This window comes from Sutcliffiella sp. NC1, assembly GCF_027594365.1.
GTDB classification, from domain to species: domain Bacteria; phylum Bacillota; class Bacilli; order Bacillales; family Bacillaceae_I; genus Sutcliffiella; species Sutcliffiella cohnii.
In genome coordinates this window covers 540,086-566,046 of record NZ_CP115153.1, presented here as the reverse complement: position 1 = coordinate 566,046, position 25,961 = coordinate 540,086, and the positions used below count along the sequence as shown (strand labels likewise).

Below are 25,961 nucleotides of genomic sequence, written 5' to 3'. Positions count from 1 at the left end.
ATTTAGTAATTCAGACTAATTGCGGGAAACCAGTTTATTTGTGGTAGGTAGACACCTTTTATTTGGGTTAAATCCTTTTTTATTTGCGATAAGCACCCTCTTATTTGCGATAAGCCCCCTCCTATTTGCTATACTCCTTTCTTATTTGCGATAAGCACCCTCTTATTTGCGATACTCCTTTTTTATTTGCGATAAGCACCCTCCTATTTGCGATACTCCTTTCTTATTTGCGGTAACCACCCGTTATTTTTATTTGCACTAAAAAAATGTTCACTCAACACAAAAACGACCAAATCAACAGCGATTCGGCCATACCATTTTAAAAGAAAAAAGAGGCCGAAACTAACTCGACCTCTCCTAGTACATTATTTTTTCTCTGAAGGTGATACGTCCTTCCAATGATCTAAATCACGTAATCCTTCAACGTTTTTAGAGTAGAAGACCGGATCTTGTCCAGCTTTTTTCTGCTCTAAGTAATCTTTTAATGCTCCAAATGCAAACTTACCTAGTAAAGTAATAGCAATTAAGTTTACGACCGCCATTAATCCCATAAATAAGTCGGCCATATCCCATACAATTTGAAGACTTGCTACTGAGCCAAATAGAACCATACCGACTACTGCTGCACGGTAAATAAATAACGCTGTTTTACTAGAACGGATAAACTCAATATTCGTTTCTCCATAATAGTAGTTACCGACAATAGAACTAAAAGCAAAAAACATAATAGCAATCGCAATAAAGCTGCTTGCCCAAGCACCAATATGCTCACTTAATGCTAATTGTGTTAGTTCAATTCCTTGGGCTCCACTTGCAAATCCATCTGAAAGTAAAATCATTAACGCAGTTGCTGAACAGATGATAATGGTATCAACGAATACACCTAAACTTTGGATGAAACCTTGTTTTGCAGGATGGCTAACATTTGCCGTTGCAGCCGCATTGGGCGCACTTCCCATCCCTGCTTCATTGGAGAATAGACCACGTTTAATCCCCATCATTAAAGCAGCACCTACTCCACCACCAATTGCTTGCTCTAAACCGAACGCACTTTTAAAAATAAGGGCAAACATCGCTGGAACTTCTGTAATGTTAATTATTAGTACATAGATCGCAACGACTAAATAAATCGTAGCCATAATCGGTACAACAATAGAAGAAACTTTCGCCACACGCTTTACTCCACCGAAAATAACAAGTGCAACGAAAGCAGCAAGAACAATACCTAACATTAGTCGGTCTGTTCCGAATGCGTTGTTAAATGCAAATGTAATGGTATTAGCTTGTACACTATTAAATGCTAAGCCAAAACAACAAATAATTAACACTGCAAATACGATCCCTAGCCATCTTGCCTTTAAACCTTTTTCAATATAATAAGCTGGTCCCCCACGGAAACCTTCTTTATCATTTATTTTATATATTTGAGCTAATGTACTTTCCACAAATGCTGTAGCAGATCCAATTAAAGCGATAAGCCACATCCAAAAAATAGCACCAGGTCCACCTAACGCAATTGCACTAGCAACACCTGCTAAGTTACCAGTACCGATTCTACTCGCGGCACTAATAAAAAATGCAGATAATGACGAGACACCTTTTTTCTTACCGCTTATTGCCGTATTTTTATCCCCTAATAAGCGGAACATTTCTAAAAAGTTTTTGAACTGGACAAAACCTGTTTTATACGTAAAATAAAGTCCTAAACCGATTAACATAACAATTAATAAATACGACCATAGTACGGTATTACCGAAGTCTAAAATCTTCACAAACCAATCCATACGTTACCTCCTTCATTTTTTCCCTTTTTCTAGGTTACCTCTTCATGAGAAGGATGTTCAATACAAACATTCTTCCAATTATATATGGATAACAGTTTCTCTCCACAATTAATTCATATAAAAAAATATTATAGTAGAAGAATCTATTTTAGTGAAGTTAGAAAATACCAATTCGATATTTAATGCACTATCTCGTTTTTAAAAATAAAAAATATGGCCGTAAATGAGTCGGCCATATTCCTTGTATTATCCGTTATTTTGTACAAACGTTTTAATCGGTTCACTTAATAGTACTTCATCATCATTAAAAAGCTCGATATAAACTGCATTTTCTTTTTCAATCTTTTTTTCTAGTTCTTTAACAGAATATTCTCCAGTCACCATTCGCATTTCGCCAACTGGGACAACTTCACCATTCCCTCTGAAATATTGCTCTGGTAGGACAATTTCCGTTGATTTAATGATATTTTCCACTTCGCCATCTTTTACAAGGAATCTAACAGAGAAGGGCTGGTCTGTATCTAGTTCTGTAACTTTTATGTTTCCAGAAAACTGTAGATATTCAATGTTTGTGTTTTCCATCTTTTTTAATGCAACTTGTCCATTTTCAATGACAGAAGATGTTTCTTCGTTATTATTACTACAACCTACTAATACAATAAATATCGTAATTATTATCAGCGCTAACTTTTTCATCTGTCTACCCCTCGTCCATAGTCTTTTTTATCTATTATAGTACAAAACAGAATGGTTTGAATAGTTAGTATTTTTATTTTGGAAGAATATCCAATTACTCTTTGAAAATGGTAATATAAAATATATTAGTCAAAAAAGAAGGGATGCCGGTATGTCGATATCGTTCAATCTAAATGAATATAGTATAACTATCGAGGGAACAACACTGAAGCTATTACGTAAAGAGTTTTTATTACTCGATTTCTTATATCAAAACAAGAATCAAACTTTAACTAGGGATCAGTTGTTACAAGCAGTATGGCCACTTCAAGTGCCCTCTGATCGAACAGTTGACGACCATATATATAGGTTACGAAAAAAGTTAAAAAAATGGGACAATGTGGTAACTATTGAAACTGTAAAGGGGTTAGGTTACAAATTGGTCTTATATGTACCTTTTCATGAAAGCCACGAAATAGCTCATGATATGGAGTTCCAGTCTTTAACGAAGAACCTTATTTCGAAGTATCATCTCTATGGTCACGGACAGGCAATACAGCAATTAATCGATGGGTCAACATTCGGTATTCAATTGGATGATAAACATAGACTGTTAGTGAACTTTTTACAGGGAGATTTTTTATCCATTCTCCATTCTGCCGAACTAACTAATAAGGAAAAAGCACTCCCGTTATTCGGTCTTTATTTACTGTTAGAAAAGGATACAAAACTTGTAGACTACTACTTAACCAACTTAGAATTAAAACAATACTTTGGTGAAGATGATAAAGAAGAAATTGACTTGATTCGAATTTTATTCGAACTTCGAAAAGGAAATAATGACCTGGCAAAGAGTCTACTAATACAGGCCGATTCGAACATATCACCAAAATTAGTCGGTTTTTACGGTTTTTTTCAAATTAATTGGCTTACATATGCAATCAGTATAAAGGATTGGGATTTAGCCGAACAGAAAATAGATGTGCTTAGTTCCTTTTTTGAGCAGCACCCTTTCCAACGTGAATATGGTTTATTTTTAACGCTAAAAGGAATTTATCACTTCTATGTAAAAAGGAAAGTAATTGCTGTAAATTATTTCACTCAAGCCTTTACTGTCCTGAAAAAGACCAAATTTGCTTTTCCGACCATTCACGCTCTATATATTGCTGATATATTACGTGTTAAGGACATATCAGAAGAGGCAAGTGAGATGTTAGCGATGAAAACAGAAGAAGTATATGAACAATATGAGCTACCATTATTAACAATTAAAATAAAAAAATTTCTTGATTCGATTCTCTGATATTCCTCTGACATTCCTACGATATCTTTTAAATACAAAGATTTCAGAAGGGATGTATGAAAGATGACAACAAATTTAAGAAAAGAAGAAACAATTTGGCAAAATTCGATATTTATGAGGCTTTTTGCTTCCTACTCGGTATCCATGCTTGGACATTGGTTCGACATGGTCGCTATTATTGTTTTATTCGGGTATGTATGGAATGCCGACCCAATGATGATTGCATTAATTCCGGTTGCTTATGCATTACCACAAGTAGTGCTAGGACAATTCGCTGGAGTGTTGAGTGATAAATTCCATAAAGTGAAGATCATGATGGTCGCTGATTTTACTACCGCTTTATTGACCTTTATTTTATTATTTTCGAATCATCCAATCACAGCTATTATCGTTATTTCATTACGAGCAACTGTAAATGTCGTGCACTCCCCTGCTCAACAAGGTCTAGTTAAATTAGTAGTAAAAGAAAACTTAATAATGAAAGCTATTACCTTAAACGGTTCGGTTAATCAATTATCAAAAATCATCGGGCCATTTATAGGTGCCAGTTTAGTCGGAATTGCATCACCAAAACTATGTATACTTATAAATGCTATCGCCTTTACCATTTCTGCCATTATTCTTCTTACTATTATCGTTAATAAGGAAATGGTTAAGAAAACAACAATGATTGGTCAACAAAATGCTGAAACAGAAAAGGAACATTTCTGGGGCTCTTGGAAAAAAGGCTGGGTGATTGTTTATCAAAAGAAAGTATTATTCGTTAGTTTGATAGCTTGTTTTCTAGCTTTTACAGCCATCCAAATGATTGACTTTCAATTTCCTGTTTTTTTCCGTGAAATTGCACCACATCTACCACAATTAGCTGGGTGGATTATGGGTAGCTCAGGTCTTGGAGCTCTAGTTATGATTCTTATGTTAAACCGCTATAAAAATCTAAAACAGTATGGGTGGCTTATTGGAGGTAGTTTAGTATTAATTGGTGGAGGATTTGGAGGGATTGGTTTTTTACAGGAAGGATTTATACTAGCTATTCCTTTAGCTCTCTCCTTTATTCTTGGTTTAGGAGTAGGTCTCCTTTCTATTACATCCCAATACATTATACAAATGGAGACAAAACAAGACGAAATCGGTCGTGTTACAGGTATCTCTAATTCAGTGATAAGCTTCACTGTATTAATATCTCCAATAATGGGTGGTGTATTAATCCATCATTTCGGCTTCATCCCAGTTTGCCTATGTGTCGCTAGTTTTTTAGTTATCATTGGTATTTCCCTTTTTGGTGGAAACAACGTTTTATTTAAAACACGTCGGGAAGAGGATGAAAAAGCAATTTCTTTGGCTGAATAGTTTCTATTTCTTTAGAGTTGCTTTGTCCTAAAAGAGGCTGAGACAAAACTAAATTTATCATGATAAAAAACGAACAATCGCAGGATTAGCGGAGGAAATATACGTAGACTCCACGGGAGGAAAGGCATAGGTGAGACCCCGCAGTGCGAAGCACGAGGAGGCTCACCAGCCGCCCGCGGAAAGCGAAGTATATTTCAGGAGCGAGTTTTCCCTGGATATTTTTTTGTTCGTTTTTTACTTTCATGAAAAAAGTTATGTCCCAACCTCTAATCAGAAAAACGATCATATATTTTGGATTGGTAGTTTTTAAAGGTGGCTGAGTTTGTTTCTTTTTTCTTTTTATCCATTATTTGATTAAAGCGAAGTAGTTTTTCATTTAGGCGTTGCGTTAGTCTTTGTTCTTCTAAATCATCGTGGGCATTTTTGATTAAGTCTTCTATATATTCAATTTCCGAACGAACTTGTTGCTCCTCCATCATTCCAGCGTTTTTCATCATTTTATAGGCCATTCGCATTTCTGGGGGAACATTCGAAAGGTCTTCTAGTTGCAGTTTTTTGCCGTAACCAGGTAAGTTTTCAAACTCACCTTCTTCATACGCTTTCCGAATTCGGTCATCCGTTAATCTTGAAAAATCCAATTCACTCACGTCCCTTCGCTCTCTTATTTTTATTTTACCCTATTTCCACTATGAAAAATGTGAATATTTTAAAAACTATTTTAAGTTTACGAATCCGGATTTCAGTTATATAATAATTGTTTGTGGGTCCTTTGAGGCCGGGCGGGAGAGGGAAACTGAATAAGGATGTTTTTCATGCTTCAATGGCTAAAGAGCTATTTTGATTTATCTGGACATGAAACGAACTTGAAACGTGAGTTCATGGCTGGTTTAATTTCTTTCTTTACCATTGTGTACATTATTGCTGTTAATGCTTCCATTCTTGCAGAAGCAGGAATTCCTCTTGAAGCTGGAATTATAGCCACCATTTTAACTTGCGTTGTTGGGTGTTGGTTAATGGGAATATGGGCAAATGCTCCAATTATTCTCGTTCCAGGTATGGGAATTAATGCGATGTTTACGTACACGTTAGTCCTTTCTATGGGGTTATCGTGGCAAGAAGCATTGGGCGTTGTAGTAGTGTCTGGGATTATTGTTACCATTGTTTCCTTCACACGTTTGTCCCAACTACTACTTGAAGCAATTCCACACTCTTTAAAGCATGCTATTACAGTAGGGTTAGGTTTATTTTTAACACTAATCGGATTAGAAAAAGGTGGCTTAATTGTTAAAGGAGAAAGTTCTCTTTTAGCGTTAGGCGATATGACAAATCCCTTTGTTATCGCAACGATCCTTTCTATTATCGTCACTGTAATACTATTCATTCGTAACGTTCCAGCTAATTTTTTAATTAGCATTATCGTTGGAACTGTTATAGCAGGATTGCTTGGTGTGGTTAACTTTTCAGATGTAGGCAATAGTTCTATTTCATTTGAAAGTTACGCTTCCTTATTTGGTGCTATTTCGTTTGAAAAGGTAGGTAGCTTCGCGTTTTTAGTTGCTGTCTTTTCCTTAACGATGGTCCTATTATTTGAAAATATCGGACTGATCAACGGGCACCTAAATATGATTAATCGACCTGACAAATTTAAACGTTCCTTCCAAGCAAACGGAATTTCTATTTTAACGAGTGGACTTTTCGGATCTAGCCCTACCGTTTCTACTGTTGAGACGGCTGCCGGAATTGCTGCTGGAGGTAGAACGGGTGTCACAGCAATTGTTACTGGTAGCTTATTTTTACTTTCCATTCTTGCTATTCCTTTCATGGCTATTATTCCTGGTAGTGCGATTGCACCAATTTTAATTATTATTGGTGTTCTCATGCTTCAAAGTGTGAAGCAAATCGACTTCCACGATTTATCAGAAGGAATTCCAGCATTTTTAGTGGTCGTGATGATTCCATTTTCGTACAGTATTGCAGATGGAATTGCATTTGGATTTATTGCTTACCCACTAGTAAAGCTTGCAATAGGAAAAGCAAAAGAAGTACCAGCAACCTTGTACATCATTGCAGCGCTATTTTTCTTAACATTTGTAGCGCACGTGTATTGATAAGAACACTTATCGGTTTAACTAACACTCAGACGTCATTGTCTGAGTGTTTTTTCATTAGAAAAAAATAAGCAGACCCGCATCTATAGAGGGTCTGCTCTGTTCAATCAAACGTTTGATTTAATTAGAATTTGTATTAGGATTATTATTTTTCTTTCTTTCACGTAAGTAACTAAAACCTTCTTTTATAATGATTGGTAGTGCCAAAATGATTACTTGTCTAACAAACCTTCCCATAAGGAATCTCCTCCTTGTTCTTCACAAGTATAGTTTCTATCGTAGAAATAAAAAGTATTCATTTTAGCCTAGCACTTCATACTTACATCATTTCCTTATGTAATATCTTATCGTTCCGTCTTCTAATAATTCGTATTTTATTTGTGCCGCTTCTAAAGAGGCAAATAATTGTTCTTTTTCTAAATCCACTAGTTCTTGTGATGCTGCCAATAATTCCTCAATCGTATTTACTTGATAATTATTTATTTCTACCATAAGTGCCGCTGAAGACACAACCGAATAACGCTTCAATATAAGCTGTTTAACTGCTTCTTTATGTTTAGTAAATGCGGAAGGTGCGTTTAAGCTTTGGGCAGTAGCAATCCACTCTTTTCCTGATGCTTCAATTATCGGTAATAATTCAACAGGGACATCTTCTCCTTCTTTAAACGTTTGCAGTGTTTGTTCACTTTCTTTTAATAACTGCTCCACTTCTTGTAAATAATGGTTTGTTCGTTTATGTTTATAAGCTTCTACTTGATCGATGCCAAAAAGTAAAGCAATTACTATTACCATTAAACTTACCGCACTTACGATGATCCAGACGATTTGCTTTTTCGTAAACAACCGCTCTTTCTCTTCATAGAGTACTTCTTCTCTATCTTTCATCTTTCCATCCCCCACTTTTTAGGAAAACTCGCGACTCCCTTGGACGAAGCGAGCTGTATTAGTTACACTTTAGAAATTTTATACATACATTCCTATAAATTAAAATATACCATAATTTTCCCTCTGGTGGTTTCCATATTTATCTAGAGTTTTAACCCCCAAAAATCGACAACATTTTTAGAACGACTATATGAGACTCCAATAATAAGGAAGATTAGGTGAATATTATGTTTTCAAATGCAGAAATTGGGATTGATTTAGGAACAGCAAATACGCTCGTTTATAGTAAAAATAAAGGTATTGTTTATAACGAACCTTCCGTTGTTGCTTTAGATATAGAAACAAAAACTGTACTAGCAGTAGGGCAAGAAGCGAAAAATATGATTGGAAAAACTCCGGGTAAAATTGTCGCTGTTCGCCCACTAAAAGACGGCGTAATTGCAGATTTTGACGTGACGACAAGTATGCTTAAGCAAATTATGAAAAAAGCAACGAGAACGTTAGGTTTTACTTTAAAAAAGCCAAACGTAGTAGTATGTACGCCTTCTGGCTCTACATCTGTAGAAAGAAGAGCTATTCAAGATGCCGTTAGAAATTGTGGAGCAAAGCACGTTCATTTAATTGAAGAACCTGTCGCTGCTGCTATCGGTTCTGACTTACCAGTAGAAGAGCCTGTTGCGAATGTTGTTGTCGATATCGGTGGTGGTACGACAGAAGTTGCGATAATTTCTTACGGTGGCGTTGTATCTTGTCACTCCATTCGAGTTGGTGGGGATCAATTAGACGAAGATATTATCCATCACGTTCGCAAACGATATAACCTCCTCATCGGAGAAAGAACGGCAGAACAAATTAAAATGGAAATTGGCTACGCTCTAGTCGAACATCCAGAGATGACGATGGAAATTCGTGGCCGTGATTTAGTATCGGGGTTACCGAAAACAATTGAACTTCAATCCACTGAAATTCAAAAAGCACTTAAAGAATCACTACTTCATATTTTAGAAGCCATTCGCGCAACATTAGAAGACTGTCCTCCAGAATTAAGTGGAGATATTGTTGACCGCGGTGTCATCCTAACAGGTGGAGGTTCTTTATTAAACGGCATGCAAGAATGGTTAAGCGAAGAAATCGTCGTACCTGTTTACTTAGCACCAAATCCATTAGAATCCGTCGCAATCGGTACAGGCCGTTCGTTAGCGGTTATTGATAAAATTCAAAAAGTGAAATAACAGTAAAAACGAAAACGTAGAGATAAAAGTCTCTACGTTTTTTTGCATGATACTTTTTCGTATACATTCTTATGATCAAAATGTAAAATTATCCTTATAATGAGGTGAGATATTATGAATGAATTACTTAAACAAGCACATCGGTTCAGTAGCAAAAATAGAAAAAGTTTAGAGGAGAGCAATGTTTGCGGCTGTTTTTATTGTTTAAAAATCTTTTCTCCAGCACTAATTGAGGAATGGTGGGATAATGAGGAAACTGCCGTTTGTCCTCATTGTGGTATTGATTCCGTTATCGGTGACAGCTCTGACTTCCATATAACGAAAGAGTTTTTACAAGAAATGCATGAGGCGTGGTTTTAAAACAAAATGAAAAACGTACAGTTTCAATAGCACTGTACGTTTTACCATTTAGTAGAAAGATACTCATATACTTCATCTGGTACTTTGAAGCTAAGGCTAACATTTTTTATAATAAATTCGATGTATGGTCCTGTTTCATACGTAATAATAGTTGAAATTTCTTTTAACTCTTCTTCATTTTTATTAGAATTAATGACTGTTTTCGTATCTTCTTGAAACATTTTATATATTTTTCCTTGCTTTTCACCGGAAGGAATTTTTTCACTTTCCCATTGTTCCACTTTTAACGATTCAATAAATTCATGGATATCCTCACCGTCTATAACAGTCACTACAGTATTCGGTTCCTCTAGAACTTCAATTCTTTGAGCTTTTTCCATCCCTAGTTCTGTCTCATTGTTATCCTTTACACTATTACAACCTACAACTGTCAAGATAATGAATAGAAGCAAGAAACTTAGTTTTTTCATCTTCAGTTACTCCCCCTCCTTTTTCAACTTTTTTCCACTAACATAACCTTAACGTTAATTGCACTCGGCTTCAATACCTCTGTAGCCTTTATTTATATAGCCCTTAAGGCTTAAAAACGTAAAAAAGGTATACGAAAAAAACGCATACCTTCTCTTCTACTTATATGGTAAATCTTGATAAAAATAATTCGGCGTTACAATTTTATCTTCATATGATTGATGGAAGATATGTGTTGCTGCTGGAGAAACCGGTGGAATCAGCCATGTCCAATCTCCTGTTACGTGCCGGCATTTCTCTCCTTCTTGACGTTCAAAATGTTGAAATTGCATCGAAGCCGTATGATGATCGACAATACTTACACCGTACTTTTTAAAAGAATGTAACACCGCAATGTTCAGCTCAATAAGCGCCTTATCCTTCCAAAGCGTTGCATTACTAGAAGTATCCAATCCCATTATAGACGCTACTTTCGGTAACATGTTGTATCGAAATGTATCCGCTAAATTTCTTGCACCAATTTCCGTTTCCATGTACCAACCGTTAAAAGGCGCAGCGGTGTAATGAATTCCACCAACTTCTAACTTCATTTCTGAAATAATCGGAACGCTATACCATTTCAAATTCAAATCAGCAAACTCGTTCAACTCTGGATGAGTTAACGGCACCTCGAGCACAACGTCTCTCGGAATTTCATACACAACCGGCTCCCGGCCTATCACTTGAATAACAAGAGGTAGAAGGTCAAAGTGAGTTCCTTCCCCTTTCCATCCTAGCTTTTCACATTGTTTTGTAAATGCTATAGATGCCGGGTCTCCAATTACTCCATATTCCGTCTCATATCCAGCGTACCGAAGTAGTTGATGATTCCATATTCGTATTTCTTCCTTATCGCGCTTTGGCTTGTAAATTGTAATGGCTGGTCGTATTTTTCCGTTATTCGTTGCAAAATCAATGTGCTCGATTAAAGATTGCGCTATTTCTACTTCATCGTTTACATGTCTCTTATCAAAAACATGAAGCGAGTTCCAAAAAAGTCGACCGATACAGCGATTGCTATTGCGCCAAGCCATTTTCGCTCCATGCGCAAGTTCTTCATACGTATGATCGTAATACCCAGTTTCTTTTATTTCTCTTTCCACTTGCATTAATCTTACTTGAAGCTCTTCTTCCCTTTTTCCAAGCTCTTCATAACAAGTGACGAGAAATTTTTTTGCTTCTTGCCATAATTCCTTCGCTTGCAAAAAAGCCACCTCATTATAATCTTGTCATACTTTTTATTATATAGCTTTGCCCAAATGAAAAGTATGAACAACAAATGAACATTGCCTAACGGTTCGTTAACCTTTTAATTTCTCGCAAAACTGGCATTTCTTCTAATTCTTCATCTGTAACTTTCTCCCAAACAATTCCTTTTGGCTTGTCGTATGGAGAATGGGTTTCCAGTATTCCTTCTTCTGTTACAATCCAATCTGCAGTTAAATCGTATTCATCACGAGGTATGTCGTCGTCCACAAGTTGGGCACTTTGCACCGTCGTAATGACCGGTACTAACGGGTTTCCAAGTTCTCTAATAATAGCATACTCTCGGTCGGCATAACCCTCTCCTTTTCCTAATCGACGACCATCCTTATGCATGGCGACAGAACCGACAACAATTAGATCTATTGGAGGAATTTCTGTTAGGGGGATCACTTTTCCGTACGAAAGAATATGCTTTAAGCTAGCTGCTTTCCTTTCTTCACCTGGAGGTACCCATGATGGCTTAACTTGAATAAAGCCATCTTTCAAACGCGGTGTTGGAACTAACAATGTTTTTCCATCTTTTAAAATTTGAGTTCTTAACGGTAACTGAGGCGAATCAGGATTCACTTTAATTACTTTCGCATCTTTATAAACTTGCATCGTCGTGACAAAGCTAGCAGCCTTTTCCGCTCCTTTAAAATTTGGAATGCGACCTCTTAATGGAAACGGAAACCTCCCTAACTTTTCGTCCTCTAATTTAGTCCATACTTTACTTCGAATCGAATCTTTTAGCTCTCGGGTTTGACTCATTTTTTCCACCTATCTATCTCCACTCATTTTTTGGTACTTGTAACGTAAAGGATACCCCAATTTTATTACATACTGTTAAATAATGCATCATCATTAGTAGTACCGTACCAGTGTTCATTCCGATAATGACTCCACCCATGTTAAAGCTAGACATTGACCCTAAGAAAAAGATAAGCGCAAAGCCTACGACGTGCGACCAAACGATATGAATAAACGCATCTTTTATTAAGCCAAGCCCAATCATAAACGCTTGTAACGGAATGACAATAAAGTTAAAGAGGAAATTCGGCCACAACAATTGTAAATAGGTGGATGCTGATGAATTTTCAAAAAAGATATGTGTTAACGGATCAGCGAATATGTAACAAACAATGACTGCTGGAATGCCGTATAAAAAAGTAATGAACATTACTTGTTGTAGTAGCTTTTGTAACTTGACATGGTCTCCTTTTGAATGAGCTTCTGACACAGTTGGGATAAGAACAATCATTAAAGAGTGAGCAATGAATGCTGGGAAAAATCCAATCGTAATTGCAACTCCAGCAAGTAGCCCGAATTGTTCTAACGCCATCGTTTCCGTAAAGCCTGCTTTTAATAAGGCAATTTTAATTAAAAACGGTTGAACTGCATGCGTTACAGAATGAAAAATTCTCATCGCTGTTGTTGGGATAGAGACTTGTAAAAGACTCGCATGTACTGTACTTTTTGCTAATTCACTGTTAGGCTCTGTTTTCATTTTTCTCCATTGAGTGAAATACATAAGTACTAAGTAAAGACAAACAACGAGCTCTGTTCCGATAAACGTACAGATTGCAATAAGGATCGAAGTTTGTAAACTAAATTGAAACAAGTAGTAAACGACTGTGAGTAAAACTAGTTGCACAGCTTTTCTTAAAAAGTTGGAAAAGGCGATTTTCCCCATCATCTGTTTTCCCATAAAGTAGCCTCTTACAATTGAAGTAAACGAGATAATCGGAATTAATAGTAGAACGAGCCACTTTACTAACGGATGATAACTTTGGAAAACTGGTATATTTGGTAAGACGATCGCTGCTAATAGTAAATAAATAATAGTAAATTTCAACGTTAATTTAAACGTATGACGAAGCATACTAACGTGATATTTTTGCTCTTTTTCCGCCACAAATTTCGAGACCGATACCGGCAACTCAAGACTTGCAATAATGACGACTAAAAAAATGACTGGCATAATCGACATGTAAAGCCCTAGTCCAACTTCTCCTAGCTGCTTCGCTAAAACCATGTTGACAAGAAACTCTAAACTTTCCCCTAAAAATGCTGCCAGCGCTAATAGGAGTACTCCTTTGTAAAACTTCTTCATGCTTCTTTCTCCCTTCTCCCATTAAGAGGTCGTCCACGTATTCTAGACTACTAACCATCATATGAGACAAGTTTTCAGATTATAGCTATCGATTGGAGAAAAAGTTAGACAAGGTCGAGTGAATTTGTTTGATTGTGTTGCAGGTTCTGCTATTTATGGTTTAGTTGCAAGTAGATTGCGTCTATCGGATTTTTATTTCGGCCAACCTCATGAGCTTTTTTTGCCAAGAGCACAAATTTTCGGCCATCTATCCGCGCTTTTACGCCAACTGGACACCTTTTTCGGCCAACCACCCGCGCTTTTGCGCCATCTGGACACTTTTTTCGGCCAACCACCCGCGCTTTTGCGCCATCTGAACTCTTTTTTCGGCCAACCACCCGCGCTTTTGCGCCATCTGAACTCTTTTTTCGGCCAACCACCCACGCTTTTGCGCCAACTGAACTCTTTTTTCGGCCAACCACCCACGCTTTTGCGCCAACTGAACTCTTTTTTCGGCCAACCACCCGCGCTTTTACGCCAACTGAACTCCTTTTTCGGCCAACCATCCGCGCTTTTGTGCCAACAGCACTTATTAATTGACGCACTTGGCGAACTTTTCGACGCAGCTGGATAAGTAATTGACGCACTTGGCGAACTTTTTGACGCAGCTGGATAAGTAATTGACGCACTTGGCGAACTTTTTGATGCAGCTGGATAAATAATTGACGCACTTAATGAGCTTTTTGACGCAGCTGTCCAAAATCGGTTTGGCTCCAACAGACCCCCGTGCTAAACGTACCATTCCAAACTCAAATGGACGAACAAAAAAAGCCCCAAAAGTCAGGCTTCTACTAACTTTTGGGACAACCACTTCTAGTCTATTTTTTCCCGATCTTTGGACAGTATTTTCATTTGATCATTTTCTAATCCAAGTACAAAATTGCATTCATAATTAGTGAAAGTTAGACCATCATCCCCACGCTGTTGAGTTTGGATGAGTACTGTTACGTTCACATTTCGATCCACCATTTCCGTGAACGTGCTGTTTATTTCAACAGCTAATACATTCATAAAATCGGCACGAAACTCTTCGTATGATAACGTTGATTGCAACTCACTTCCGAGTAAAGAATACGCAGTAACATAGTCTCGATGATTAATACTTTCAAAATAATATTGAGCAATATAGTTTGCAATGTCTTCGTTACTGGAAGATTGCCCGTTGTTGTTTCCAGGTACCGCTACACCCACTCTCGGCAGTGATGTCATCGGTGTTTCCGACCAACTTCTTATTAAACTAATGACATTGTTGATTGGAATACTAAATCCGATTACTCCTTGCTCCATGACAGCTGAATTAATCCCGATTACTTCGCCCGTTCTTGTATCGATTAATGGTCCACCACTATTTCCTGGAGCAATTGGTGCGGATATTTGGTACATATCCTCGTATCGGAAAGGCTCGATGTGAAAAGATCTGCCAACACCACTAACAATTCCAGTTGTGACTGTGTTTTGTAGCCCAAGTGGACTTCCTAAAGCAATTACTTCATCTCCGAGTTCTGCTTTTTGATTGTTTGCTATTCTTAACGGCTTCGTTCCTTCTAGTTCCGGTACACGAACAACCGCAATATCTGTATCCACGCTAATGCCAATCACTTCACCTGTTAATTCTTTTGAATCAACAGTAATTACTTTTACTTCTTTCGCATTCGCAACGACATGCGCATTCGTTATAATATCTCCTTGATTATTGTAGAGGAAACCTGACCCAAAAGATCCGTCCGCAATTTCTATTTTCACGACTAATTTTTGCGCCTCATAAATGATTTCCTTTAATTGAGGATTCACTTCCTCTTTTTTTGTTTCCTCTGCTTGAATATATAAACTAGATGGGGCCGCTAATTGTTTCGGTAACGTATTTTTCACCCAAGACCAAGCATATACACCAGCTGCGACTATTAATAAGGAGAGTATTGCGTTTAACACCCAAACTTTTTTCAATTACGTTCTCCTCCTTATTCTACAAACCAAGTAATGTTATCAATTTCAACCGTCACTTCATCGTCTACGTCAAAATAGTAGTCTTCAAACTTACCAGTTTCTCCAGGGCTTAGCGTATATGGGAAAACAGTTGTCGAACGTTCCTCTATTTCTTTCCGGTTTTTATCTAATATTTTGTAAGAAACAGTAATCGATGAAATGTCTGCTGTTGCCACATTTTTTATTTCTCCTGATACGACTAACCCTTTGAATTCATCCATTTCTGCTTCAAAAGAAACAACTTCAACGGCTGCTGTTCTATTTTTTAATTCTTCTTGTGCAGCAGCTTCTTTCGCTCGTTCTATTCTCTCTATTTCCGCTTGTTCAAATGCTTGTTGATCTAGCTGCACTTTCTCTTTAAAAGCTAGCAACCTTTCATCGTTTAACGCATATTGCAAGCCTCTATCCGCAATCGCAAGTGCTCTCGTAAATTGTCGATTTTCCAGCTCTTTTTCCGCATCTTCAATCGATAGTTGAACGATTCGATTCATAATTTGTTCTTTTACTACTTTCCCATCTTCGCTCGGAATTGAAGATAGTATTTGTAGCTGTTTTGCTAGTTCATCAACAGTCGTTAATTTTTCTAAGTCCATCACAATTTTGGCAATTTTTATCGATCCTTCAAGACTGTTAATTTCACTTTTAATTTTATCTGCAAGCGGGCCCTGTATATTATTCATCCCTTCTCGCATCTTTTGTAATTTTTTCTCTGCCTCTTCAAAGTCTCGCTCTTCTAGTAAGCTAGCTACTTTTTGTAGTTCCTCTTCATATTCTTCTACTATCGAAACTACTTCTAAATTATTTCTTAATACAAAATAATTCGGGCGCTTTTCTAACGCATCTTTTAAATACGTTTTTGCACGATCATAATCTCCGTCTAGTGCTAAGCTTTCGGACGTTTCCTTCCAAGCTAACACTTGTGCATTTACTTTTTTCTCATAGGAATAATAGGCGAATATAGAAGCGAACACGACAATAGCTGTTAGGATGGGTAAAAAGAACGGAACCATTCGTTTTCTTCTTGATGTTGTACTTTTTCTATTTCTCTCCAAAAGAGTAGGCTCTTCTTTTAAACTAACTCCACAATTGGAACAATAGTTAGCGTCTTCCACTACTTTCACACCACAGCGGTGACAGAACATTTACATTTTCCTCCTTAAAAAACTTACCCTTTGTTATGCAAGTAAAGGATCTGTTATTACAATGCGAATCTATCAATAATTTCAAAGTTAAAATCGAGTCATTCTTACTTCTATCATTTTAACGCATATTCATGTCAAATTGTGCAACATATACTTTAAAATTTAAAACTAACTGAGGGGATTTTTTCCATAAAGAAAAGGATACTATCATTTTTTAGCGAATATATTTGAAAAAAGGAGTGATGAATTTGAATAAAGAAGTTTTACAATCGTTTATACATAACCCGTTTCCGTATTTAGAACAATTTAGCCAAGGCAACAACGTTCAGTGGGTTCACCTTTTTAATACAACCGGCTGGTTAGTTACTGGCTACAAAGAAGTAGAAACGGTATTAAAAGATGGTAGATTTATGAAAGAAATCCGCAACCTATTACCTCCAGATCAAATCTTTACACCACCTGCTCATTTAATGCCCGCGGTCATGACGGTTAGAAATATGATGCTTTTTAAAGATGCACCAGACCATACACGATTAAGAAGCTTAGTAACGAAAGCTTTTACACCTCGAATGGTAGAAAAACTTCGGCCAACGATAAAAAGTTTAGCCTCTTATTTAATGGAGCAACGAAGAGGAAAAGAGCAACATGAAATTATTCACGATTTCGCTTATCTGTTACCTGTTATGGTAATAGCCGAGCTCATTGGGGTAGAAAAAGAAGATCGTGACCAATTTAGAATATGGTCCGAAGCGTTTATTAAATTCATTGATTTTAATACGACAGCAGAAGAATGGGAGGCTGCTACTCCACATGTTGAAGAAGCAAACAATTATTTTCGTGAATTAATTAAAAAAAGAAGGCTAGAGCCTGCAAATGACCTTTTAAGTGGGCTCATTACTGCAGAAGAAGCTGGCGATAAATTAACAGAGCAAGAAATTATTTCAACATGTTTACTTCTATTAATTGCTGGTCACGAAACGACAGTAAATTTAATTACGAACGGATATTATCAACTATTAAAGCATCAGGATCAGTATGAAAAAGTTCGGGAAGACCGCTCCCTTCTTTCCAATCTAGTCGAAGAAACGTTACGTTATGACCCACCTGTATTACTAACTTCAAGATGGGTTGGGGAAGATATGAATCTATTCGGTGTTGAGATGGAAAAAGCACAGATGGCTTTTGTCGTATTAGGAGCAGCAAATCGAGACCCAGCAGTAGTAGAGCGTCCTCACGAATTTGATATTACTCGTAGCACGATTAAACATTTATCATTCGCATCAGGACCTCATTTTTGCTTAGGTGCTCCTCTCGCTAGACTAGAAGCAGAGATAGCATTTGAAACATTGTTAGACCATTTTCACCAACCAGAATTAATCGAAGAACCAACACGGAGAGCAAATGTCGCTTTCCGCGGTTTTGAAACGTTGAAGGTGAAGGCTGAGGTAAAAATTTAGTTATAAAAAAAACCGCAAACCTTTTGAGTAGTTTGCGGGTTTTTTTCGTTTAATTTAAAAATAACGGGCCTGCAGCTTTTGCTCTTATTTTCGTTGCATTTCCTGGTAAGTATGCTAATGGAACATCTTCAAAATCTACGATGTATATTTGCTCCGGATCTGCTCCTGCTTTAATTGCTTCTTGACGGGCCATATCTTTTGCAAGTTCCATCGTTTTTTCTCTGCCTAGTTCATCTACGGAAAAGATTTTTTCAATTTGACCACTTACTTGAGAAATAGCAGAACCGATCGCATTGGCTACACCAGCATTTGTCGGCTTTATCACTTCTGAAGCGCCTTGAAGCTCGCCTGGGAATAGGACACTTCCTCCTCCAACTAAAATTACTGGGATAGGCTCTTGACTAGTCTTCATTTTATCAATCGTTTCTTCTACCATTTCAATCATTCGATCATAAATTTTTTGGAGTAATTCTTTGTTTAAGTGCGCGACTTTACTTGGGTCACCAAGTTTGACAATCCCTAAGGCAACCGCTACATCAGTTGTCGTTAACGTATCTCCACCAAAAATTAAACTTTTTTGTGGGAGCTTATGTCCGACACTGTCAGGTCCAATTTGGAAGCTTTTGTCTTCGGCAATTCGGACAATTGTTCCTCCACCTAGGCCAATTGCTGTTATATCCGGCATACGGAAGTTCGTACGAACACCACCAAGTTCTACCGCTAAAAACGATTGACGAGGGAAAGAATCAACTAATACTCCAACATCCGTTGTTGTTCCACCTACATCGATAACAAGGGCATCGGCTCTGTCTGATAAATAAGAAGCACCACGCAAACTATTCGTCGGTCCACAAGCAATTGTAAGAATCGGATATTTCACCGTATATTCTACCGACATTAACGTTCCGTCGTTTTGACCGAAAAATACTTGTGCATCAATCCCTTCTTGTTGTAGTGCATTAATGAAGCCAGAAGCTGTCGTACGAGCAACATTTACAATCGCTGCGTTTAAAATCGTAGCATTTTCACGCTCTAGTAAACCGACACTACCGATTTCATGCGAAAGCGATAGAGCAACTTCATCACCTAACACTTCTTGAAAAATTGCTGCCGCTCTCTGCTCATGGTCAGCGGATACTGGTGCAAACACGGATGTAATCGCAACAGAGTCTACTTTTCCTTTTACTTCATGAGCTATTTTGTATAAGTGCTCCTCATCTAACTCAGCAATTGTTCTTCCGTCGAATTCATGTCCGCCACGAACTAAGTAAACATGTTTTCCGAGCATTTCTCTTAAATCATCTGGCACTCCTACTAACGGTTTAATCGCTAAAGTAGCTGGGGCCCCAATACGAACGATTGCTATGTTATTTAATCTTTTTCTTTCTACAATTGCATTCGTACAGTGCGTTGTACCTAACATTGCGTGCTTTATTTCGTTTACAGGTACATTTGCAGAAGCAACTACTTTGCTTAATGCATCATATATTCCACTACTAACATCTTCGGTAGTTGAAGCTTTAACTTCAGCTACTACGTTATAGTTTTCATCTATCACTACGGCATCTGTATGGGTTCCCCCAACGTCAATTCCAATTCGGTAATTCGGCATTAGTTATTCTCCTTTCGTAACAGCTGTTCAACTGGTGTAAAATCTAGGTCATAGCCAAAATAGCGCGGACCGGCTACTTCAATCCCTTTTGGTGTACGCCATTTCTTGTCTGCTGGGATACCGATCACAACACAGCGCGCTCCGTATTTTAATCCTTCTGTCGTAATCGGCATTCCTGTTTCTTTGTCCAACACTGTTATTAAATCAGGAGTAACACATAACACATTATCTTTCGTTTCTGCTAGCAAATGTTCGTTTTGGAAGTGGAGGTAGCATTCTTCCCCTTTATTATCTTCCAGCCCTTCAATAGTCGCTGTTCCTTTCGCGAACCCTTGCTGTGTCTTTCGGTTTATGTCGGTAACTTTTCCTTTAAATAATGAATAACCGTTCGTTAAGGCAATTACTTCATCAATTGGGTTTTTATTATTTTTCTTCGCATCACGAATCGCTTTTCCAATTTGCTCTTCAAATGTTAACGAATCATGAATGGCAGATTGTTTTATATTTTTCCCCGTCATTGGATAGATAGATAGCATAACAGAACCACCCATTTCAATCGTAGCTCCGCGGGCAATTCTTTCCGCCCAAACACTATCAATCGTGTTAAATAATAAATTGTTTCCTTTTTCGTCGGATAAAACCATCGGTGTTGCCTTTACGCCATCTAAATGGAACGTCACCATTTGCAACTCAGGGAATGCTCTCCCCATCCCATCAGCATCGATGACTGGTAAACCTAACCTAGCAGCTAGCGCTAGCGGCAGAAGGGAATTCACCCCACCAGCTTCAATCGGCATCGTTGCAAAAATTTCTTTTCCTAAATAGTTTTGTAAAGTTTGAAAAGATTCAATTGCTTCTTCCCCGCTAGGTACTTTTTCGATCATAACAGTTGGTGCACCCATCATGGCAGTTGGCACGACTAATGCATCGTCGGGAACTTCATCGATACTTAAAAGTTTAATAGGCCCGTACTCTTCAATCGCTTGTAACGCCATAAGTTTTCCAATGTAAGGGTCACCCCCGCCTCCTGTACCTAATAGAGCCGCCCCAATCGCAATATTTTCAATCTCTTCTTTTCCTATATATCTCATGAATGTTATGCTCCTTTCGCCTTTAGTTCGATATCAGCTTGTTCATTTTTATTTAACGTTTTACTTACGATAAACTGAAGGATAAATGCTACTAAAAATGCGTCAAATCCAGATGCGCCGGTTAGTGTGAACCAACCGAAACCATTCGGACTTGGTGTCGTACTGAAAGCAACGAACGATGCGATTCCCCAAATTGCGATACTTACAAGATTAATATTTTTTACATTTGATAAGTTACTAAATTGATATTTAGATCTATTATTTAAGAAATCACCTACATAAATTCCTCCAATCGGAGGGATAAGTGCACTAAGGAAAATTAAAAATGGAATAAAGTTATCATAAATGCCACCGACCGCCATTAGTGTACCGATTGTTCCAGCTACTACTGTTAACATAGATTTTGGTACTTTTTTGAACACTACAGAAAAGCCAAGTGCCGAAGAATATAAGTTATTATCATTGGTTGTCCATTGAGCGAGAATAAGAATTAATAAAGCCGCTGATCCCCAACCTAAACCGAGCATAATCGCTACAATATCAACCTCTGTTGTTGCTTTCGCTAAAATTGCTGCAATAATTAAAACGATACTAAATCCAACGAAGAAGCCGACGAATGAAGAAATAACTGCATCTTTCGTAGAGCGCGCATATCGAGAAATATCTGGGCCGATAATCGCTCCAGTCGCTAATGAACCGATAATTAGCGAAACAGATAATCCTACCGTTAACGCATCTCCAAATAGTGGTGCATTTGCAACTGTTGAAAAATCACTATTGCTCATTACTTTTCCTAACGATGCAATTAGTAAAACCGCTAATAATGGCACTGCAACTAAGCTTAATTTTTCAATTGCTTTATAGCCGATAAATGCAGTAAGCGTCATACAAATTCCACCGATTACTACTAACAACTTCGGATGTACACTTACATTAAATACGGACAAAATAACGTTGTGTAACGTTGCTCCGAATATATCTAGCTGTACCCCGAACCATCCAAATAGCGCAATTGCGATGATGATGGAAACTGCATAAGAGCCGTAACGACCGAGGGCGAACATCGAAACAAACGATGTAGAAAGGCCTGTTTTTGCTCCAACCACTCCACATAAAGCACTTAAAATAGCTAAAATAAACGTCCCTACAAAGGAAGCGATAATTGCTTGTGATAGTGGCAATCCTCCACCTAACGCTCCACCTAGCGCCGTTGCGGAAAGAGCAACAATACCACCTAGCCACACGATGGAAAGCTTTAACCAACCTTTTCTTTGTTCTAACGGCACCGGTTCTCGTTCATAATCTTTTGTAATAGCTTGATCTTGTTTGTTTGTCATGAGATTGTCTCCTTTTCTTTTTTATCTAATCCGATAAAAAGTGATTGTATTAATGAATCTGCTAATTCCACTTGCTCTTTAAAACTTTCCCCTTCATACAAGTTAATTCCCCAAAACACACCGTTACCGATTAGCACATATTGCTTAATAATTCGATCTACCTCTTGATCTGATATTGTCGGGTAATCTTGTTTGATTAGAGTTTGCAATGAATCTACTAACCAATTATTAAACTTCAGCATGTACTTTTTTAAATAAGAATCTATTTCTGGTATTGGAGAAGTGACAAGGGAAATGAATGCAATCGTTCCTTGCATATCGCCTGTATGGTGAGAAGCTATACCGTGTAACATTTTTGAAAATATTTCTTCTACCGGATGATCCTCGTTCTCGGCTAACACAGTTTGCATCGCCTGAAAATGAGCTTCTAAAAGTTGTTCAAATGCAGCGATGAATAGTTCTTCTTTATTTTCAAAAAAGAAATATATAGATGCAGGCTTTATCCCAACCTCATCAGCAATTTTTCGCATCGTTGCTCCATGATAACCATGTAAAGAATATTGGTGCAGTGCCGCCTCAATTAATTTTCGCCTCATTTTCACACCACCTAACGTTTGTTAGGTAACATTATATTCTGATAATTAATAGAAATCAATGAAATATTTTTACAATTTTGATAACCTAGAATATTTCGTAAATTTTGTAAGCACAATCATTGCTTGTTATGGATTTTAATGGGTGATTTGTAAATAAAAAAAAGCCCGCTAACGAGAGCGAACTTTAGGTGAAACTTCTTGTGTGAAATTGGGATACTCCGTAATCTGACGAATATACAATGGCCGTACCCACTTGCCAATAATCTTTTGTAATCCAATAACTTCCAACGATGATAACTATTAAAATAATTATCATAATTGCTAGTAAATAGGCTGGTTTCATGTTTGGCCTCCGACTTCTTTTTTTAACGATGGATATTCAAAAATACAGTAATTATGATCATATTCAAGTAAATACACTCTATTTTTCTTACTCGTTCCAATATATTTATATCTCTTTAATATTCTAAAAATTGTATACGGCGAGTCAATATCAAAAAAGCTTCGAATGGAAGAATTTCTTGCTTCTATACCGAAAATTAAGTAATAATCATTCAACGAGTATCGATATATACTTCTGTCTGTTTTCTTACAACTTGGACAGAACCACTTTTTTTCCGCCCTTTCTATTGGTAAAGTTAAACATTCAGGGCATATTATACCTTTTATAATGTCATTATAATCAATTGAATAGTATAATAAAAAGTTTTCTGCTCTATAGGGTTCGTTAGCCTTTCTTAGTAACTTATCCATCTTTTTCAATTCTTTTGAAGAAAGGATATTTGTACGATATTTACTCTCTATATTCTTCAATATAAATGGGACGTTTTCACTCTTAATAATGTTCGGAGGCAATTTAATATTTTCAGGAATGGTTGTTATAAAAAGGTTAGAATTTGCGAAGACAACATAAGATAAAATGGGTAGATTGGGTAGGTTATTGGAGCTTAAAAAACTTTTAAATTGTGAAGCTTGTCTTCCTAATTGTAAAATCGGATTAGTGAAGACTTCTTTTACTTCACCGTTATCACGTATAAACTGATCATGAGTCTTATCATAAATGACTGTTCCACTAAAGTTTTTCACTTCAAATATTAATATATATTTTTTTGTTATTACGATTCTATCAATTTGAAAGTAGAAATCACTTTTGCCTTTTAATCGAAGTCCTGGTATGATAACTGCTTCCTCATTTAAAAACGATAAATAGTATTCCATTGATTGCTCGCCTTTGTACCCTGCGTAATAGTTGCGCAAATCATTCTCCACTATTCTTTTTGCACGGTGACTAGGTGGTAAACGTCTATGCAGTGCGTCCAGCTGAAGAAGATAAAGCGGTATTTCCTTTTGTAAAACTTTCATTTTTCTACTCCTTTCAATTATTCTATAAAAATAATACGACATGACCGTTTGAAATCCTGCTATAAAGTTATTTTTTTAAAAAATATATGAGTTGTACGTTTTTCATTTGCGGTACACATGCCTTTAATTTGTCGTTAATTCATTTCTATTTGCGGTACAGACCCACTTATTTGCGGTAAACCAGATTTAATTGCGATACTCATCTGCTTATTTGCGGTAGGACCGGTTTATTTGCGGTAGGGCCAGTTTATTTGCGATACTCACCCCTTTATTTGCGGTAAACCATTTTTATTTGCGATACACAACCGCTTATTTGCGGTAAGGCCAGTTTATTTGCGATACTCAAGCCTTTATTTGCGGTAAACCATTTTTATTTGCGATACCCACAACTTTATTTGCGGTACACCTGTTTTATTTGCGATATCCCTTTGCTACCCTCCCCATCCATATAAAAAAACCACCCTCTGAAGGATGGTTATTTCGAACGTGATTTAGTTTGTGAATTTCGCTTTGACGGTCCGGGTCCAGCATTTTTTGGACGGGTATTGTTGGATGAGTTAGGACGTTTTTCTTTCCCAGCAGGTTTTGCAGATCCTTCTTTCGGCTCGACTAAGCGCCCCCCGTAAACTTCGCGTTTGTTTAGCGTAAGGTTTAGGTCACGAGCGATTCTTTTTAAATCGCGTTCTTCCGTTGGAGCAACGAGCGAAATGACTGTTCCGGTTGCACCTTGACGGCCAGTTCGACCAGAGCGATGTGTATAGGCTGCTGCATCTAACGGTACGTCAAAATGAACAACGTGGGTTACTTCATTAATATCTAGTCCACGTGCTGCTACGTCCGTTGCTAGTAATATCGGATATTCTTCACGTCTAAAATCTTTTAAAGCCGTTTCTCTTTCTTTTTTAGAAGAGTCACCGTGTAAAACACCGACGTTTAGTTGTTTGTATGTTAATTTTTCCGTTACAACCGCTAAGTTTCCTATATCACGGACGAACGCTAGCGCTTTTATGCCTGGTTGGCGAAGAACGTTTGCTAGTACGTTCACTTTCTCACGTTTTTCACAAACAACGTAAAAGTGTTCCACTTGCGCTTTACTCTTTTCATCTCTTTCTACTTTCACTGTTACAGGGTCTTGCATGAACTCTTTCGCGACGGCATTTGCTTCTTCCTTAAGAGTTGCAGACACTAACATTACTTGGCGTTCACTCAACGTTGACTTCACAATATTTTTAACAGACTTCATATTCTCTGACGTTAATAGCTGGTCTCCCTCATCTAATACGACCGTCTTCATCTCATGCATTTTTATTTTCTTCATTTGAATAAGTTCTGCTAAACGACCTGGGGTACCGACGATGATTTCTGGCTTTTTCTTTAATTTTTCAATTTGACGTTTGATGTTTGCTCCACCGATAAAAGATGCACCAGTAATGTCTGTTCCTTCTGTCCATTTCTGGATTTGCTCTAAAATTTGCATCGCTAATTCTTTTGAAGGAACTAGTATGATTGCTTGTGGATGTTGTTTATTAGCCTCTACTTTTTCTAAAATAGGTAGCAAATACGCTAACGTTTTTCCAGTTCCAGTCGGAGATTCAATTAATAAATCTTTACCTTCTAAGGCTGCTGGAATTGCTTGTTGCTGTATAGCTGTCGGTTCTTGAAATTCACTTTTTTCCCATATTTGTTGGATAAATGGCTTTAAAGTTGAAATGAATGATGTTGTCATAGATTAACTCCTTTATATTCCGTACCTTTATTCATATGTTTTACAATGTTGTCT

24 protein-coding genes are annotated in these 25,961 nt (G+C 37.3%); 6 read left to right on the top strand and 18 right to left on the bottom strand.

The window, feature by feature from the left end:
• Positions 1-365: 365 nt before the first annotated feature.
• Positions 366-1,784, bottom strand: coding sequence for an alanine/glycine:cation symporter family protein (locus O1A01_RS02825; protein WP_066421387.1), 1,419 nt, complete (start codon positions 1,782-1,784; stop codon positions 366-368).
• A 246-nt stretch (positions 1,785-2,030) separates the two neighbouring features.
• Complete coding sequence (locus tag O1A01_RS02820) at positions 2,031-2,480, bottom strand: hypothetical protein (RefSeq protein WP_066421385.1); 450 nt, start codon at positions 2,478-2,480, stop codon at positions 2,031-2,033.
• A 151-nt stretch (positions 2,481-2,631) separates the two neighbouring features.
• Between O1A01_RS02820 and O1A01_RS02815 the strand changes: the two genes are divergently transcribed.
• Both O1A01_RS02815 and O1A01_RS02810 read left to right on the top strand, forming a co-directional pair.
• A complete protein-coding gene (locus tag O1A01_RS02815; protein ID WP_066421382.1) occupies positions 2,632-3,762 on the top strand; it encodes a winged helix-turn-helix domain-containing protein in 1,131 nt (376 codons plus the stop codon).
• 63 nt (positions 3,763-3,825) lie between these two features.
• Entirely contained in the window at positions 3,826-5,112 is a 1,287-nt protein-coding gene (locus O1A01_RS02810) for an MFS transporter (protein ID WP_270065504.1), read from the top strand.
• Positions 5,113-5,378: 266 nt separating this feature from the next.
• On the opposite strand, the gene O1A01_RS02805 is transcribed toward O1A01_RS02810, so the two are convergent.
• Positions 5,379-5,750 (bottom strand): DnaJ family domain-containing protein, encoded by a 372-nt coding sequence (locus tag O1A01_RS02805; protein WP_066421466.1) that lies wholly within the window; start codon positions 5,748-5,750, stop codon positions 5,379-5,381.
• 174 nt (positions 5,751-5,924) lie between these two features.
• On the opposite strand from O1A01_RS02805, the gene O1A01_RS02800 reads away from it, so the two are divergent.
• Positions 5,925-7,220 (top strand): NCS2 family permease, encoded by a 1,296-nt coding sequence (locus O1A01_RS02800; RefSeq protein WP_270065503.1) that lies wholly within the window; start codon positions 5,925-5,927, stop codon positions 7,218-7,220.
• Positions 7,221-7,544: 324 nt separating this feature from the next.
• Here O1A01_RS02800 and O1A01_RS02795 read toward each other — a convergent pair whose 3' ends face one another.
• Positions 7,545-8,105 carry a hypothetical protein gene (locus tag O1A01_RS02795; protein ID WP_066421460.1) on the bottom strand — a complete coding sequence of 187 codons (561 nt, stop codon included), beginning with the start codon at positions 8,103-8,105 and terminating at the stop codon, positions 7,545-7,547.
• Between the two features lie 227 nt (positions 8,106-8,332).
• Here O1A01_RS02795 and mreBH point away from each other — a divergent pair, with 227 nt between their 5' ends.
• Positions 8,333-9,337: a rod-share determining protein MreBH gene (gene mreBH, locus O1A01_RS02790; RefSeq protein ID WP_066421458.1), complete on the top strand. Its 1,005-nt coding sequence runs from the start codon at positions 8,333-8,335 to the stop codon at positions 9,335-9,337.
• 114 nt (positions 9,338-9,451) lie between these two features.
• Positions 9,452-9,697, top strand: coding sequence for a cytoplasmic protein (locus tag O1A01_RS02785; protein ID WP_066421455.1), 246 nt, complete (start codon positions 9,452-9,454; stop codon positions 9,695-9,697).
• 41 nt (positions 9,698-9,738) lie between these two features.
• On the opposite strand, the gene O1A01_RS02780 is transcribed toward O1A01_RS02785, so the two are convergent.
• The 7 genes from O1A01_RS02780 to O1A01_RS02750 form a co-directional block, all read right to left on the bottom strand.
• On the bottom strand, positions 9,739-10,167 hold the full coding sequence (locus tag O1A01_RS02780) for a hypothetical protein (protein ID WP_066421453.1): 429 nt from the start codon (positions 10,165-10,167) through the stop codon (positions 9,739-9,741).
• Positions 10,168-10,323: 156 nt separating this feature from the next.
• Positions 10,324-11,409, bottom strand: coding sequence for a nitric oxide synthase oxygenase (locus O1A01_RS02775; protein ID WP_066421451.1), 1,086 nt, complete (start codon positions 11,407-11,409; stop codon positions 10,324-10,326).
• A gap of 85 nt (positions 11,410-11,494) precedes the next feature.
• Positions 11,495-12,220: a 5-formyltetrahydrofolate cyclo-ligase gene (locus O1A01_RS02770; RefSeq protein WP_066421449.1), complete on the bottom strand. Its 726-nt coding sequence runs from the start codon at positions 12,218-12,220 to the stop codon at positions 11,495-11,497.
• A 13-nt stretch (positions 12,221-12,233) separates the two neighbouring features.
• Entirely contained in the window at positions 12,234-13,562 is a 1,329-nt protein-coding gene (locus O1A01_RS02765; protein ID WP_066421447.1) for a polysaccharide biosynthesis protein, read from the bottom strand.
• Between the two features lie 149 nt (positions 13,563-13,711).
• Positions 13,712-14,272: a hypothetical protein gene (locus O1A01_RS02760; RefSeq protein WP_270065502.1), complete on the bottom strand. Its 561-nt coding sequence runs from the start codon at positions 14,270-14,272 to the stop codon at positions 13,712-13,714.
• 142 nt (positions 14,273-14,414) lie between these two features.
• Positions 14,415-15,545: a S1C family serine protease gene (locus O1A01_RS02755; protein ID WP_270065501.1), complete on the bottom strand. Its 1,131-nt coding sequence runs from the start codon at positions 15,543-15,545 to the stop codon at positions 14,415-14,417.
• A 14-nt stretch (positions 15,546-15,559) separates the two neighbouring features.
• Positions 15,560-16,726, bottom strand: a complete 1,167-nt coding sequence (locus tag O1A01_RS02750) for an FxLYD domain-containing protein (RefSeq protein WP_066421323.1) — start codon at positions 16,724-16,726, stop codon at positions 15,560-15,562.
• Between the two features lie 248 nt (positions 16,727-16,974).
• On the opposite strand from O1A01_RS02750, the gene O1A01_RS02745 reads away from it, so the two are divergent.
• Positions 16,975-18,183 carry a cytochrome P450 gene (locus O1A01_RS02745; protein WP_270065500.1) on the top strand — a complete coding sequence of 403 codons (1,209 nt, stop codon included), beginning with the start codon at positions 16,975-16,977 and terminating at the stop codon, positions 18,181-18,183.
• A gap of 49 nt (positions 18,184-18,232) precedes the next feature.
• Here the strand turns inward: O1A01_RS02745 and O1A01_RS02740 are convergent, their stop codons facing one another.
• The 7 genes from O1A01_RS02740 to O1A01_RS02710 all read right to left on the bottom strand — a co-directional run bounded on the left by O1A01_RS02740 (position 18,233) and on the right by O1A01_RS02710 (position 25,907).
• A complete protein-coding gene (locus O1A01_RS02740; RefSeq protein WP_270065499.1) occupies positions 18,233-19,795 on the bottom strand; it encodes a hydantoinase/oxoprolinase family protein in 1,563 nt (520 codons plus the stop codon).
• The gene (locus O1A01_RS02735; RefSeq protein ID WP_270065498.1) at positions 19,795-20,886 is read right to left on the bottom strand and encodes an S-methyl thiohydantoin desulfurase family protein; all 1,092 of its coding nucleotides are present in this window, start codon (positions 20,884-20,886) and stop codon (positions 19,795-19,797) included. Before O1A01_RS02735 ends, O1A01_RS02740 begins: the two co-directional genes overlap by 1 nt.
• Positions 20,887-20,891: 5 nt before the next feature.
• Positions 20,892-22,223 carry a cytosine permease gene (locus O1A01_RS02730; RefSeq protein WP_270065497.1) on the bottom strand — a complete coding sequence of 444 codons (1,332 nt, stop codon included), beginning with the start codon at positions 22,221-22,223 and terminating at the stop codon, positions 20,892-20,894.
• Complete coding sequence (locus O1A01_RS02725) at positions 22,220-22,819, bottom strand: TetR/AcrR family transcriptional regulator (RefSeq protein ID WP_270065496.1); 600 nt, start codon at positions 22,817-22,819, stop codon at positions 22,220-22,222. The genes O1A01_RS02730 and O1A01_RS02725 overlap by 4 nt, the downstream gene beginning before the upstream one ends.
• Before the next feature lie 184 nt (positions 22,820-23,003).
• Entirely contained in the window at positions 23,004-23,162 is a 159-nt protein-coding gene (locus O1A01_RS02720) for a hypothetical protein (protein ID WP_270065495.1), read from the bottom strand.
• On the bottom strand, positions 23,159-24,181 hold the full coding sequence (locus tag O1A01_RS02715; RefSeq protein WP_270065494.1) for a nuclease-related domain-containing protein: 1,023 nt from the start codon (positions 24,179-24,181) through the stop codon (positions 23,159-23,161). The genes O1A01_RS02720 and O1A01_RS02715 overlap by 4 nt, the downstream gene beginning before the upstream one ends.
• Before the next feature lie 475 nt (positions 24,182-24,656).
• Entirely contained in the window at positions 24,657-25,907 is a 1,251-nt protein-coding gene (locus O1A01_RS02710; RefSeq protein ID WP_084380767.1) for a DEAD/DEAH box helicase, read from the bottom strand.
• Positions 25,908-25,961 lie beyond the last annotated feature (54 nt).

What these genes read in the sequence shown, in the direction of transcription:
- O1A01_RS02825 (WP_066421387.1), bottom strand. Translation starts at nt 1,784, where the DNA reads ATGGATTGGTTTGTGAAGATTTTAGACTTCGGTAATACCGTACTATGG.
- O1A01_RS02820 (WP_066421385.1), bottom strand. Translation starts at nt 2,480, where the DNA reads ATGAAAAAGTTAGCGCTGATAATAATTACGATATTTATTGTATTAGTA.
- O1A01_RS02815 (WP_066421382.1), top strand. Translation starts at nt 2,632, where the DNA reads ATGTCGATATCGTTCAATCTAAATGAATATAGTATAACTATCGAGGGA.
- O1A01_RS02810 (WP_270065504.1), top strand. Translation starts at nt 3,826, where the DNA reads ATGACAACAAATTTAAGAAAAGAAGAAACAATTTGGCAAAATTCGATA.
- O1A01_RS02800 (WP_270065503.1), top strand. Translation starts at nt 5,925, where the DNA reads ATGCTTCAATGGCTAAAGAGCTATTTTGATTTATCTGGACATGAAACG.
- O1A01_RS02795 (WP_066421460.1), bottom strand. Translation starts at nt 8,105, where the DNA reads ATGAAAGATAGAGAAGAAGTACTCTATGAAGAGAAAGAGCGGTTGTTT.
- mreBH (WP_066421458.1), top strand. Translation starts at nt 8,333, where the DNA reads ATGTTTTCAAATGCAGAAATTGGGATTGATTTAGGAACAGCAAATACG.
- O1A01_RS02785 (WP_066421455.1), top strand. Translation starts at nt 9,452, where the DNA reads ATGAATGAATTACTTAAACAAGCACATCGGTTCAGTAGCAAAAATAGA.
- O1A01_RS02780 (WP_066421453.1), bottom strand. Translation starts at nt 10,167, where the DNA reads ATGAAAAAACTAAGTTTCTTGCTTCTATTCATTATCTTGACAGTTGTA.
- O1A01_RS02770 (WP_066421449.1), bottom strand. Translation starts at nt 12,220, where the DNA reads ATGAGTCAAACCCGAGAGCTAAAAGATTCGATTCGAAGTAAAGTATGG.
- O1A01_RS02765 (WP_066421447.1), bottom strand. Translation starts at nt 13,562, where the DNA reads ATGAAGAAGTTTTACAAAGGAGTACTCCTATTAGCGCTGGCAGCATTT.
- O1A01_RS02750 (WP_066421323.1), bottom strand. Translation starts at nt 16,726, where the DNA reads ATGTTCTGTCACCGCTGTGGTGTGAAAGTAGTGGAAGACGCTAACTAT.
- O1A01_RS02740 (WP_270065499.1), bottom strand. Translation starts at nt 19,795, where the DNA reads ATGCCGAATTACCGAATTGGAATTGACGTTGGGGGAACCCATACAGAT.
- O1A01_RS02735 (WP_270065498.1), bottom strand. Translation starts at nt 20,886, where the DNA reads ATGAGATATATAGGAAAAGAAGAGATTGAAAATATTGCGATTGGGGCG.
- O1A01_RS02730 (WP_270065497.1), bottom strand. Translation starts at nt 22,223, where the DNA reads ATGACAAACAAACAAGATCAAGCTATTACAAAAGATTATGAACGAGAA.
- O1A01_RS02725 (WP_270065496.1), bottom strand. Translation starts at nt 22,819, where the DNA reads ATGAGGCGAAAATTAATTGAGGCGGCACTGCACCAATATTCTTTACAT.
- O1A01_RS02720 (WP_270065495.1), bottom strand. Translation starts at nt 23,162, where the DNA reads ATGAAACCAGCCTATTTACTAGCAATTATGATAATTATTTTAATAGTT.
- O1A01_RS02715 (WP_270065494.1), bottom strand. Translation starts at nt 24,181, where the DNA reads ATGAAAGTTTTACAAAAGGAAATACCGCTTTATCTTCTTCAGCTGGAC.
- O1A01_RS02710 (WP_084380767.1), bottom strand. Translation starts at nt 25,907, where the DNA reads ATGACAACATCATTCATTTCAACTTTAAAGCCATTTATCCAACAAATA.